The organism is Cellulophaga sp. HaHaR_3_176 (assembly GCF_019021925.1).
In the GTDB taxonomy this organism is placed as follows: domain Bacteria; phylum Bacteroidota; class Bacteroidia; order Flavobacteriales; family Flavobacteriaceae; genus Cellulophaga.
The window spans coordinates 118521-131517 of record NZ_CP058990.1 but is presented as its reverse complement, the minus strand read 5'-3'; the positions used below and the strand labels follow the sequence as shown (position 1 = coordinate 131517).

Genomic DNA, 12997 nt, shown 5'->3' with positions numbered 1-12997 from the left:
TTTAATCTTTATCATAAAAGGTTTCTTCTAATTCTTCTTTTGAAACTTTTCCGAATTTATAATCTTGAGCATTTAAAGAAAATGCAAAGGAGAACATAATAAGTAATGTGATTAATAATTTCATATATTAATTAATCTGGTTTGGTTTTATATTTTTATCAAAACAATTTTTGAATTATCAGTACTCGCTATTTCCTTTCTAAAATTTCTATACTCTTCATATTCATCTTTAGTATACTCCCCTTCTTTAATCAACAACTTTCTATTGTACTGAATAGTTTTTCCTTCTTCAAGTGTTTTAAAGCTTAAAATATAAGATCCAAATTCATTTTTAATTGTTTTAATACTTGGCATTGCTTCAATTGTAAAGCCTTCGGGCAGGTGAATTACAAACTCATCTTCATCTAAATAACCTCTGTTAATTTTAAAAGGTAACTTCCTATTCCTGTATCTTTTTGGAACATATTTATTTTTATTAAATGCATTGAAAGCGAATAAAATTCGATCTCCACTTTTACTGGTATAATTTGTCGCTGAAACATTTAATTTTTCAGTAAATTCAATCTGATTTTTATCATTTTCAAATGAAAATTCATCTATTAACAAATTGTTTACGTTACTCCAATTATCTTTATAATAAGCGACCACATCTTCTTTTGTATCGTATTCCATTGAAAAACGATTATCATATTGAATACCTTTTGTTTTTATATAAAAGGTAGCTTTAAGACTATTATCATCCGCTATAGTATACTCCCCTTTTATTGTTTGTGAATTTTGCTCGTTTATATAAGATGTAGTTGTAACAAGTTCGCCCCCATCTGGTTTGATAACAAGTACCTGTCTATCATCTGTAAAATCACCAATAAATCCAAAAGGGTGTATTTGCGATGTACAATCTATCCAATAAAATTGATCATTATATGGTATTGCTAAAATCACATGATCACCAGCGCCTAGACTAGGGAAATCGATTTCAAAACTGATTTTATCTACACCAGATTCTACATGTGTATAATATGAAATTACTCCAACCTCTTTCAATAAAGCTTTTGTGTAATTAGACAAACCTTTACAATCTCCAAATTTCACCCTATCTACTTCAATTGCACTAATAGGCTGCAACCCCCCAATGCCGATCTGTACACTTATATACCGAGTGTTTTCTTGTACATATTTGTAAATAATTTTGGCTTTTTCTAAATCATCATCAATGCCAGAAACTAGCGAATGTGCTTTATTTTTCGTTCCTTCCGACAGCTCATCTTGACCTTTTAGTAAATTAGAATACATCCAAATACTAACATCATTCCAGTTTTCTATTTTACCAATATAATCTCCATAGGAAAAATTAACCATACGAGGTATTACACTAGGCATTATGCTTTTAAAATTTGGACTTAAAGCTTCTTTTCTAATTGCTGGTATTTTTTTTGATATATATGTAATACTATTAGACGTTTCTGATTTAGAAATATTTAAATCTCCAAAATTCTTTTCTTTTATAATTGGCTTTAATTCTTGTGATGGAAAATTTATTATGTATTTGCTTTGTTCAGAGCTTACCAAAAAATTATCTAAAAAATAAAACCCAGGAACAGCACCTGTATTACTGGTTATCGTTTCAACATTAAACTCAATAGTGTAAGGGTAACCAACAGGCGTATAATCTAAATATTTTACTCGAGAATCGGAGTACAAAGTACCTCCGCTAACCGCACTAACATCTTTAAAATCTTTTTCTTTTATTTTATCAATTTCTTTTCCAAACCTATCATAAACTAGAGCTTGAATATTTTTTATTTTTTCCGAATCGTTATACCATTCTCTAGCATGAACACTACTATTACCTAACTTATTCAATACCGTAACAACTCTTCTTTCTGTTACAACCATTTCTTTTATAGAGTTAATTGTAACAGTTACATCATCTAGCCGAACAACAGCATTTGCGTTTTCAGTTAACTTTTTATCAATAATTAAGGATTGGTAATTTAAATCTTGTGAAGTAATAATTTGACATATAAAAATACATGCCGCAAAAAGAGAAAAGCGCATTTGGTTGTGGTTTGGTCTGAAATTCTAACTGGAATATCGCAAATTATCAGGATAATTAGTTAAAAAATCGACAAACTACACTATTCTTTATTTTTTGTGTCGACTATAATAGTCACAGGCCCATCATTTAATAAATCAACTTTCATATCTGCTCCAAAAACTCCTGTGCCGATACGCTTACCTAAATCTTTTTCTAATTGAGTTATAAATTGTTCATAAAGCGGAATAGCTATATCCGGTTTAGCTGCTTTAATATAAGATGGTCGATTGCCTTTTTTTGTTGCTGCATGTAGTGTAAATTGACTAACAACAATCGCCTCTCCATTACTATCTAATAAAGATGTATTCATAACTCCGTCTTTATCATTAAAAATACGAAGGTTTGCAACTTTTCTTGAAAGCCACTCTATATCTTCTCTGGTATCTGAATTTTCTATTCCTAAAAGAAGTAATATACCTTCTCCTATTTTAGCAATCAAACTACCATCTACAGCTACACTGGCCCTAGAAACTCTTTGTATTACTGCTCTCACTTTTTTTCTCCGTGAATATCAACTCTATAATTTTCTTCTTCTCCTTTAATCATCTGAACATAACTACGGTACCTACTCCATGCTATTTCATCATTATCTAAGGCATCTTTAATTGCACATTTTGGCTCTTCAATATGTAAGCAATTATTGAATTTACATTGATCTTTCAATTTAAAAAAATCTGGAAAATAATTCCCTATCTCTTCTTTTTCCATATCAACAATTCCAAAACCTTTAATACCTGGGGTGTCTATAATTTTAGCTCCAAATTCTAAATCATACATTTCTGCAAAGGTGGTCGTATGCTGCCCTTGAGAATGTTGGGTAGATATTTTTTTTGTTTTTAAATCTAACTTAGGTTCAATTGTATTTACTAATGTTGATTTACCTACACCAGAATGTCCAGAAAACATACTAGTTTTTCCACTCATTAGCTCTTTAACCTGATCAATATTTTTACCCGTTGTAGAAGAAATCCCAATACATTGATATCCAATGCTTCTATACAAAGCTGCTAAATATTTTATTTCATCCGTTTCTTCAGGACTATAAGTATCTGTTTTATTAAATAATAGAATTGCCGGAATTTGATATGCCTCTGCCGTTACTAAAAACCGATCGATAAAACTTGTTGAGGTAGGTGGGTTATTTAAAGTTACCATTAAAAAAACCTGATCTAAATTTGCTGCAATAATATGTGTTTGCTTAGATAGGTTTACCGATTTTCGAATGATATAATTTTTCCTATTAGCAATTTCAGAAATAACACCTACTGTTTCATCTCCAGTTTCTTCAACCTCGAAGGTTACCTTGTCTCCAACAGCTATAGGGTTCGTGCTTTTTATTCCTTTTATTCGAAATTTACCTTTAATCCTGCATTCATAAAAATCACCACTTGTTGCCTTAACAGTGTACCAACTACCGGTAGATTTATATACAACTCCTATCATTAAATATCTTTACAAATGTTAAAACACAAAATAACAACTTTTCTCTGTAACAACTGCACTCTAAGCATTCCATTTTGATTTCATATAGTTTTTAATTATTCTTCAAAAAAAGTAATGTTAATCAGAAATATTGAGCACAAGAAAATATAAGTTGCTATTTTTGAATCAAATACAATAACTAACCAAAATTTTAAGTATCATGAAAAAAGTATTATTATTTGCCATTTTATTAGCTATTAGCTCAATTGACGCATTTGCTCAGGAATTTAAAGTAATTACTAGTGTTGAATCAATCGTATCAAGTGGATTAGGTAGATCAAGAATTATTAGCGCTAATGAAGATAAAGATTATAAAGAATACACTACAACACAAACTGAAGAGGATAATACCCGAAATAAATCTGATAGAGGTGACATTCGTGTAAAAGATTTTGATGAAACTAAATTATTAAACTTTTACAACATCGCAGGTATTCGCTTTCAGAATATTGCTGCCAATGATGCTATTATAACTTCTAAAATTAATACAATGGTAGCTGAAGGCTGGGAATTAGCTTTTGTAACAAGTGCTGTTGAAAGCTCTACAAAGGGTGATCCTGGTATTTTTATTACAAGATATATCTTTAAAAAATAAACAGTAATTATAAGTAAAATATAGAAGCCTTTATTTTAGTTTGACTAAAATAAAGGCTTCTATAATAAAATAAATAACCTTAATCAACTATACGGATACTACCACCTACAAAAGTGCTTTTATTTACTTCTTTTGGGCTGCCATAAACATCAACATCACCACCTGCTTTAACCTTCACATCCAACCTTTCTGAAACATACACCTCAGCTTCACCCCCTGCTGTAATTTTCACTTTAGCGATTCGAGTTCTTAAAGAACGGCCTTCGTAAATGCCCCCTGTGTTTAAAACTACATCTTGATTTTCAGATACACCTGAAGCCTCTACTATACCTCCCGTCACAGCTCTTACTACTAAATAAGAAACTTTTAAACCTACTTTTATTTTTGCTCCTTCTTGAACTTTAAGCTCTAATGCATTTTGTTCGATAGTTTCGTTAGATGTTATTCTTGCCCCTTCATTACCATCTATCAAATCTAAATCTGTATAATATACTTCAACAAATGTATTTTCTCCGTGGAATATTTTTTCAAATTCCATTTTTATTTTTAGAACTCCATCCTTATTAACTAAATTGATATCATCAACATTATCGCCCTTTATTAAAACTCTATTTTCATCAGATTTTATTAAATTGACTTCAATAAGGTCGTATACTTTAATCTCATTAAAACTCCCCATATCTTTATCTACTATTCGTTGTGCAAAAGCCGTTATTGAGATAAAGAGTAGGCTTATAAGTATTACTTTTTTCATAATTGGTTTTTAATTGATTTATGTAAAGACTATAACTTTAATGAGATGTTACAGTTTTGAATACAAAAAAACCCGTTTTACAAAAAACGGGTTTCATATTATATTATAAGTAAAAAGATTTATTACTTATGAATTTATTACTTTCTCTTGGTGATTAATAGACTCTTGATGAATAGCTTTAAACATTTTCAAGATAAATTCTTCACTTAATCCTTTAGATTCTCCTTCTAGGATCATTGCTCCTAAAATTTGATTCCATCTATTAGATTGAAGAACAGCAACATTTTTTTGCTTTTTTAATGCGCCAATACCGTCAGAAATTTTCATTCTTTTCCCTAGCATTTCAATTAGCTGTGTATCGACAACATCTATCTGAGCTCTTAAATTACTCAAATCACTATTGTATTCTGCTTCAGGATCAGATTCTTTTCTAATTTTTAAATCGCGCATGATTTGAACTAGCTTCTCTGGTGTTACTTGCTGTGCAGCATCACTCCAAGCATTTTCAGGATCAAAATGAGTTTCGATCATTAAACCATCAAAGTTAAGATCTAAAGCCGTTTGGCATACATCAAAAATCATTTCTCTATTTCCTGTAATATGAGAAGGATCATTAATTAAAGGTAAATCTGGAAATCTATTCTGAAATTCAATAGCTAATTGCCATTCTGGAATATTTCTATATTTTGTTTTTTCGTAAGTAGAGAAACCTCTATGAATAGCGCCTAAGTTTTTAACACCTGCCGTCTTTAATCTTTCAATTCCACCTAGCCAAAGCGCTAAATCGGGGTTTACTGGGTTTTTAACCAATACAATCTTGTCAGTATCGCCTAAAGCATCTGCAATTTCTTGCATGATAAATGGACTTACTGTAGAACGTGCTCCAATCCATAATAAATCAACATCATGCTCTAAAGCTAATTTTACATGCGCTGCATTTGCAACTTCTGTACAGGTTTTCATACCTGTTTCAGCTTTAACTTTCTGTAACCATTTTAAGCCTAAAGCGCCTACACCCTCAAACATTCCTGGACGAGTTCTTGGTTTCCAAATACCTGCACGGTAATAGTTTACATCAGTATCTTTTAATTGATGAGCAATTTTCAATACTTGTTCTTCTGTTTCCGCACTACATGGCCCTGCTATTACTAGTGGATGATCTAGGTTCATATCATCCAACCATGTTCTCATTTGTTTTGAATTTTCCATCTCTGCTATTCTATTTTTTGTTTAGAGGTATTCCGTTTAATATTTCTTTTATTCTATTTGTGCTATTCATTTCTTTATAGATTCCATCATAATCATCTTCAATAATCATGGTTTTAAAGGCTTCTAAATTATGTATATACTCCTCAAGGGTCTCTATAACATTGTCTTTATTCTGCTTAAATATAGGTGTCCACATTGCTGGAGAACTTTTTGCTAAACGTACTGTGCTTTCAAAACCACTCCCAGCCATGTCAAAAATATCACGTTCATTTTTCTCTTTCTCTATTACTGTCTTTCCTAACATAAAAGAACTAATGTGTGATAAATGTGAAACGTATGCTATATGCTTATCATGCGCCTCTGGATTCATATATCTAATTCTCATTCCTAATTGTTGAAAAATAGCTAATGCTTTTTCTTGCAATTTGAATGCTGTTTTTTCTACTTCGCAAATAATATTTGTCTTCCCTTTATATAAATCATTAATTGCTGCTGCTGGCCCTGAAAATTCAGTTCCGGCAATTGGGTGGCATGCTAAAAAATTTCTTCTCTTAGGATGATTTGCTACTGTATTACAAATTAAAGCTTTTGTAGAGCCTGCATCCAACACGACTGCCTCGTCATTTACGACATCCAACACTTTAGGAAGTTCTGAAACCATAATATCTACGGGCACTGAGACAATTACTATATCCGCTATTGATAAATCTTTATAAACTGCTTTTTTATCAATTACACCAATAGATAAAGCTTCATCTAAGTGATTATCGTTAATATCTATACCGTATACAATCGCCTCTGGATTTTCTTTTTTAATATCCTTGGCCATAGAACCACCAATTAACCCAACACCTATTACAAATACATTCATCTTTATTACCTAAAGAAAAGAATACAAAAAGTAAATATATAACCTACTCGTTTGCTACTCTACTTCTATTTTTAAAACCTACTTATTGCTTCTTTAATTTTATCTTCTGTAACACAAAGTGAAAATCGTATATAACCTTCGCCGTTACTTCCGAATATTGTACCTGGTGTTATAAATATATTTTTATCATATAAAATGTTATCTATAAAATTTTCTGCTGATTTTACTCCGTCTGGTAATTTAGCCCAAACAAACATACCAACACTATTTCTATCATAAACACAATTAAGTTTATCTGCTAATTGATAAACTAACTCTCTACGCTTGCTATAAACTTCGTTTAATTTATCAAACCAGTCTTGCCCACTTTTTAAAGCTTCAATAGCACCTTTTTGAATTCCGTAAAACATTCCAGAATCCATATTACTTTTCACCTTTAAAACTGCATTTATATGATCTTCACTACCTAAAACCATACCTACACGCCAGCCTGCCATGTTAAAAGTTTTACTTAATGAGTTTAATTCTAACGTAACATCTTTAGCCCCATCAACATCTAATATACTTTTAGGGTCGTTATTTAAAACAAAACTATAAGGGTTATCATTTACAAGTAATATATCGTTTCGTTTTGCAAACGCGATTAAACTTTTAAACTGTTCTTTTGTTGCAACTGCACCTGTTGGCATATGCGGGTAACATACCCACATTATTTTCACTTTAGACAAATCTTGTAATTCAAGAAAATCTAAATCTGGAAACCAGTTATTACCTGCAAGTAAATCGTAATACTTTGGTACCGCACCTACCAAATTAGTAACCGATGTATATGTCGGATATCCAGGGTTAGGTATCAAAGCTTCATCACCAGGGTTTAAAAAAGCCATACTAATATGTAAAATGCCTTCTTTAGAACCCATTAAAGGTAATATTTCATTTGCTGGATTTACAGTTACGTTAAAATTAGATTTATAGAAATTCGCAACTTCTTGACGCAACTCTGGCAAACCTTGATAACTTTGATACTGGTGTGCACCTGCATGTGCAACTGCTTCTGAAATTGCTTTTAAAACAGCCTCAGACGGATCTAAATCTGGACTTCCTATTCCCATATTTATAATCGGCCTACCTTCTGCCATTAAGCCTCTAACTTCCCTTAATTTTTTTGAAAAGTAGTATTCTTCAACCGAATTCAATCTATCTGCTGTAGTAATCATGCTCTGGCGTTTTTATATTCTCCTAAAACTTTAAATTCTTCTGACATTATTTCTAATAATGATTTTGCTTTTTGAAAATGTTGATATTCTTCAAAAGTTACATCTACAAAAAAAGCATACTTCCAAGGTCGCTCTATAACTGGCAACGATTGTATTTTTGTTAAATTCAGGTTACAATCACTCATTACATTTAAAACAGCTGCAAGACTACCTCTTTTGTGATCTACAATAAAACGTAAAGATGCTTTAGTTGTATCATTTTTTGGTAATTTGTTTTCTTCTGTGCTTAATATTATAAAGCGAGTAGAGTTATTTGTAATCGTTTGTATTTCTGATGCTATAATATCTAAACCGTACAATTCTGATGCCGCTTTAGGTGCTATAGCTGCAATGTTTTTTATTTGATGTTCTTGTATCCTCTGCGCTGTTTCTGCTGTATCTACAGCTTCTACTAACTTAATATGAGGGTATGATTTTAAAAAATCTTTACATTGTAATAAAGCCATAGGGTGCGAATGCACTTCTTCAACATCATGAAGCTTTTGACCTCTATATACCATTAAATTATGTTGTATACTTAAATAATATTCTCCTATAACATGTAAATCATTATGAAAAACAAGCGCATAGTTAGGTATTATCGAACCTGCAATAGAATTTTCAATTGCCATCACTGCTTTATCTGCCCTACCAGATAAAGTTTGATCTACTAATTCATCAAAAGACAAACACTCTATCAAGTCTAAATCTTCTCCAAAATAATCTCTAGCTACCTGATGGTGATTAGAACCTTTAATTCCCTGAATGGCTATTTTTAATTTCATTCTATAATTTATAAATGACTCTTAATATTTTTATTTTTTAAAAAAACAGCAAAAAAAAAGTCCCGTTATACACGGGACTTTTAATTGTTTATATCTTTAAAATATACTACAACAGTCCCGTACCTCTCTTAAAAAAGAAGTAAAAAAAGAAACCGTTCCAGAAATATTGTTTTGTCATAATTGTAATAACTTTAGCTAAAGTAATAATTATATTCAAAAATCAAATTAAACTAATCTATTTTTCAGAATATTTTATTATTTGTCTTATTTATTGAATTATAAAAGAGTTATTGCGAAATTTTATGCAGATAATTTATTTTCGAATTCAATACTTTTTACTTAATCGCTACATAAATTTCAACTTCGCCATCTTTAGGGTTAATCGCTTTTTCGTTATAGACCTCTATATCAGTCGTAAACATCCTTTCTAAATTTGTATTCCAAATAGTTAACCATTTGTCATAAACTACATTTTTAGTCAAATCTCCCTTCGCTATAAATTTAGCATATGTTGCCTCTGGAATAATTTTAACGGTTAATTCTTCAGGGATATTTTCTAGGTTTTCCACCTTACATCCTATCATTGTTGTATAAGGTTTAGTGTGGTCTCCTTCATAATTTGTATAAAGAGCATAAACAGTATCATCAACTTTATTTTTAATTTTACTTTTCACATTATCAATCATAAACTCATTCCATAACATTGGAATATCCTTTGCTGCTTGCCTGTTTTCATTTGTTGTTTTAACCGTAACACCTACAATTGTAAAACCTTCTTTTTTTGTTGTCTCCATTTTGTTGTTTTAAAATTTCTTCAAAAATATTCAGGAGCTATGACAAAGGTGTGTCAGGGGTGTTTTTATATTTTTCTGCACACATTTTAAAATAATCTTGAAGCGTCATATTATGTGATTCAAAATAAGAATTTGTTGACATCACTTTTTTTATGTGATCTATTCTAAAAGCTCTAAATTCTTTTCTCAACAAACAAAAAGCAATGAGCACCCAATTACCTTCTGTGCTATACAAAGCAAAAGGCTCTATTTTACGTTTTGTAAAATTATTTTCTAAAGACATGTATTCCATCTCTAAAATTTCAAAATTAGTAATAGCCGATTGCAAAAGCATTAAATAACTACTTGTTGTCTGTGCCTTATAATTTTCCGTAAAATAAACTCGATTAGTCAACAAATTAGACTTCTGTTTCTGAGAGTTTTTTAAAATAGCTTTTATTTTTAAAATAGCCTCGCTATAATGTTGAACAAAAGAAGTGTCTTTATTCTTAATAACCAATTGCTCCGCTGTGATTAAAGCATTTGCTTCATTTTCGCTAAACATAACCGGTGGCAATTGATAACCTTCCATTAATGAATACCCTCTACCTTCTTCTGTAATAATTGGAACACCAGAATTTTCTAGAGTTCTAATATCCCTATAAATAGTTCTTACACTCACCTTGTATTTATCAGCAAGCATTTTAGCTGTTAAAAGCTTATTAGATTGCAATTGTGTCAAAATCGATGTTAGTCTTGAAATTCTTGGCTTTTCTAGGTCTTCCATCTTATCTTAATTTATAATTCTAAAAATAACTTCTTTAAACAAAAAAAAATTCCTTTTTCAAGGAATCTTTTTTACCGTTATGCTTAACTTTAATTTATTTTTTATTGAAGTGATATTCGTACTCCTCTATTCCATTTTCATCTTCAAACACCTCATTAACAACCAATTGACTTGAAGTTAACTCTATCACACCATTAAATATTAATTCACCATCTTCACTTTCATAAGTCTCTGTTTCGCCATCTTCATAAGTTGAAGTATAAACAAATTCTACTAAAGTAAGTTCGTTTTTTTCTTCATTGTAAGCCCAGTTACCTTTTGATACATCAAAAGAAGAAAAACTCTCTTCAACATTACTACAAGAAGCTCTTGATGCTTCCCAATCTAAACCGCTTTCGATAGTATTCTGATTTAAAACAAAAGTACCATCATTTTTTAAGTTCATCGTAATATCATTAACTGTCCAGCAATATGATAATTCTATTTCTGTATTTTCTCCGTTATCACATGCTAGAGTTGAAGTACCTTCATCATAACACTTTGCTTCACCTGTTAAATACGTTTCTCCATTCTCAACCTGTTTCGTATAACCCCAGTCAGCAACCAAACTTGTATTACCACCCCAAGCTTCTACCTTTACACAAACTTCTTGCGGTAAGCTAATATTACCTTGACCATCATATAAACAAATTACATAACAAAATGTACCTGCAGGTACTGCTGATGAAAAATCAACATCGATATATGTATTTTCATCTTTTTTTGTTAATGATGTTTTTTTTGATAAGAAATTTTGTCTTCCCTTATTTATTAATTTTCTACTGTCAGTTGACATAGTATTTGCAGGAACATCAAAATAGGTATCTGCCATACCATTATCATCTTTCAATTGAATATATGCACCAGCGAAATCTGCCGGAGCTTCAAAAGCTATTTCAAAACCAGTTTTTTGAAATGCTGTTTGTGTTGAATAATCAAGATTAAATGCTATAGCTCCATTAGGCACTAAATCTCCTGTTTTTTCCGTTGCACCGTACACAGTAATTGCTGCTGACGCTTCATTAACATCTATCAGTTCATCTTCTGTTAAGTTTACTCCATCAGGATCTATCTCTCCAGAAATTGTAGCTTCTCCATCTTTCGAGCAAGAGAATATTCCTGCTGCTAAAAAACATAGCACTAACAAATTTGATTTTCTCATGATAAATTATTTTTTTAGGTTGGTTATTTAATTATACACGAAAAGAACGTGCTTTACGTCGTATTAGTATAGAAAATAGTAACATTTTAAGCTTCTAAATGAAGTATCTCATTAATAACCTCATCTAATTCTTTTTGAATATTAGGGTTTGTGCAGTTTACCAATATTGAAATCACAGTTTTTTGTTTTGGATAAACGAAAAAATTAGAATATCCGCCTACACCATTACCTATATGCCCGTAGTATACCCTACCTGATTTATCTTGACTGCTTTGCCAACCTAACCCATAATATATTGGTTTATTATTTATAGTTTCTGTTGTTATGAATTGAGAAAGAAGTGCATCATCTATCAAAGTTTCTTTATTTAAATAAACCTGACCAAGTTTAGCTATTGCTGCCGAAGTTGCTAAAAAACCACCGCCTGCTATCTTATAATAATTATTTACGGGTATTGCTGCTTTAAAACCAAATGCTAATTTTGAATAAAAATTCACCAAACTTAAAGTAGCATCTTTCAATACATCTACACCACTTGGGCTCGCTGGCAAAATATGTTGTAAACCTAAAGGTTTTAAAACTTTTTCTTCTACATATTTTTCAAAAGATAAGCCACTTACCTCTTGTATAGCTAATGAAATAAGCACCCAATCAAAGCTATTATAATGATAACTTGTTCCTGGCTCAAAAAGTAAATCATCTTCTTTAAAAACTTCTATACTTTCTTTTATTGAATAAGGTTTATTTAAGCCGTACTCTTTTCCTTTGTAACTTCTGATGCCTGCCGTATGGCTCGCTAATTGTCGGATTGTAAAATCCCACTTTTTTTTAGGATAATAAGGCACGTAGGTATAAAATGACGCATCCAAATCAATAAAACCATCTGCTACTATACGAGCTAAAGCTGTTGCTGCAATTGGTTTCGACACACTTGCTACTCTAAAAACAGAGGTTTCTGGGTTTACAAGTATTTGCTTTTCTATATCAGCATAACCGTAGCCTTTTTGATATAAACTTTTATTGTCTTTAAAAACCGAGATAGATAAACCTGGTATTTTTTTAAAATCGATTAAGTTCTGAAGAAGAACATCTATTTTATTCAAACCCTTTAACTCTGAAACATCACCAACTACTCTAGTAAATGCAAAAAAATCTTTTAAATATGTAAATAATGGCTTTTTCAATA

The 12997-nt window shown here is 31.0% G+C and carries 14 protein-coding genes; 1 reads left to right on the top strand and 13 read right to left on the bottom strand.

Annotation, left to right across the window (positions count from 1 at the left end; genetic code table 11):
• Window position 1: 1 nt before the first annotated feature.
• The 4 genes from H0I23_RS16820 to rsgA form a co-directional block, all read right to left on the bottom strand.
• On the bottom strand, window positions 2-124 hold the full coding sequence (locus H0I23_RS16820; protein WP_256443763.1) for a hypothetical protein: 123 nt from the start codon (window positions 122-124) through the stop codon (window positions 2-4).
• A gap of 23 nt (window positions 125-147) precedes the next feature.
• Window positions 148-2058, bottom strand: a complete 1911-nt coding sequence (locus H0I23_RS00570; RefSeq protein WP_216784534.1) for a DUF3857 domain-containing protein — start codon at window positions 2056-2058, stop codon at window positions 148-150.
• An 80-nt stretch (window positions 2059-2138) separates the two neighbouring features.
• Window positions 2139-2591 carry a D-aminoacyl-tRNA deacylase gene (gene dtd, locus H0I23_RS00565; RefSeq protein WP_216784533.1) on the bottom strand — a complete coding sequence of 151 codons (453 nt, stop codon included), beginning with the start codon at window positions 2589-2591 and terminating at the stop codon, window positions 2139-2141.
• Complete coding sequence (rsgA, locus tag H0I23_RS00560) at window positions 2588-3541, bottom strand: ribosome small subunit-dependent GTPase A (protein WP_216784532.1); 954 nt, start codon at window positions 3539-3541, stop codon at window positions 2588-2590. Before rsgA ends, dtd begins: the two co-directional genes overlap by 4 nt.
• 199 nt (window positions 3542-3740) lie before the next feature.
• Between rsgA and H0I23_RS00555 the strand changes: the two genes are divergently transcribed.
• A complete protein-coding gene (locus H0I23_RS00555) occupies window positions 3741-4175 on the top strand; it encodes a hypothetical protein (protein WP_216784531.1) in 435 nt (144 codons plus the stop codon).
• A gap of 79 nt (window positions 4176-4254) precedes the next feature.
• Here H0I23_RS00555 and H0I23_RS00550 read toward each other — a convergent pair whose 3' ends face one another.
• The 9 genes from H0I23_RS00550 to H0I23_RS00510 form a co-directional block, all read right to left on the bottom strand.
• A complete protein-coding gene (locus H0I23_RS00550) occupies window positions 4255-4929 on the bottom strand; it encodes a head GIN domain-containing protein (RefSeq protein ID WP_216784530.1) in 675 nt (224 codons plus the stop codon).
• Window positions 4930-5055: 126 nt separating this feature from the next.
• Window positions 5056-6138 (bottom strand): bifunctional 3-deoxy-7-phosphoheptulonate synthase/chorismate mutase type II, encoded by a 1083-nt coding sequence (locus H0I23_RS00545; protein WP_216784529.1) that lies wholly within the window; start codon window positions 6136-6138, stop codon window positions 5056-5058.
• Window positions 6139-6148: 10 nt separating this feature from the next.
• Complete coding sequence (locus H0I23_RS00540) at window positions 6149-7009, bottom strand: prephenate dehydrogenase (RefSeq protein ID WP_216784528.1); 861 nt, start codon at window positions 7007-7009, stop codon at window positions 6149-6151.
• 71 nt (window positions 7010-7080) lie between these two features.
• Window positions 7081-8226, bottom strand: coding sequence for a pyridoxal phosphate-dependent aminotransferase (locus H0I23_RS00535; RefSeq protein WP_216784527.1), 1146 nt, complete (start codon window positions 8224-8226; stop codon window positions 7081-7083).
• Window positions 8223-9050 (bottom strand): prephenate dehydratase, encoded by an 828-nt coding sequence (locus H0I23_RS00530; RefSeq protein WP_216784526.1) that lies wholly within the window; start codon window positions 9048-9050, stop codon window positions 8223-8225. The genes H0I23_RS00535 and H0I23_RS00530 overlap by 4 nt, the downstream gene beginning before the upstream one ends.
• 335 nt (window positions 9051-9385) lie before the next feature.
• Window positions 9386-9844: a GyrI-like domain-containing protein gene (locus tag H0I23_RS00525; RefSeq protein ID WP_216784525.1), complete on the bottom strand. Its 459-nt coding sequence runs from the start codon at window positions 9842-9844 to the stop codon at window positions 9386-9388.
• 37 nt (window positions 9845-9881) lie between these two features.
• Window positions 9882-10610 carry a YafY family protein gene (locus H0I23_RS00520; protein WP_216784524.1) on the bottom strand — a complete coding sequence of 243 codons (729 nt, stop codon included), beginning with the start codon at window positions 10608-10610 and terminating at the stop codon, window positions 9882-9884.
• Window positions 10611-10704: 94 nt separating this feature from the next.
• The gene (locus H0I23_RS00515) at window positions 10705-11811 is read right to left on the bottom strand and encodes a hypothetical protein (RefSeq protein ID WP_216784523.1); all 1107 of its coding nucleotides are present in this window, start codon (window positions 11809-11811) and stop codon (window positions 10705-10707) included.
• An 86-nt stretch (window positions 11812-11897) separates the two neighbouring features.
• Window positions 11898-12995, bottom strand: coding sequence for a serine hydrolase (locus H0I23_RS00510; RefSeq protein WP_216784522.1), 1098 nt, complete (start codon window positions 12993-12995; stop codon window positions 11898-11900).
• Between the last annotated feature and the right edge of the window lie 2 nt (window positions 12996-12997).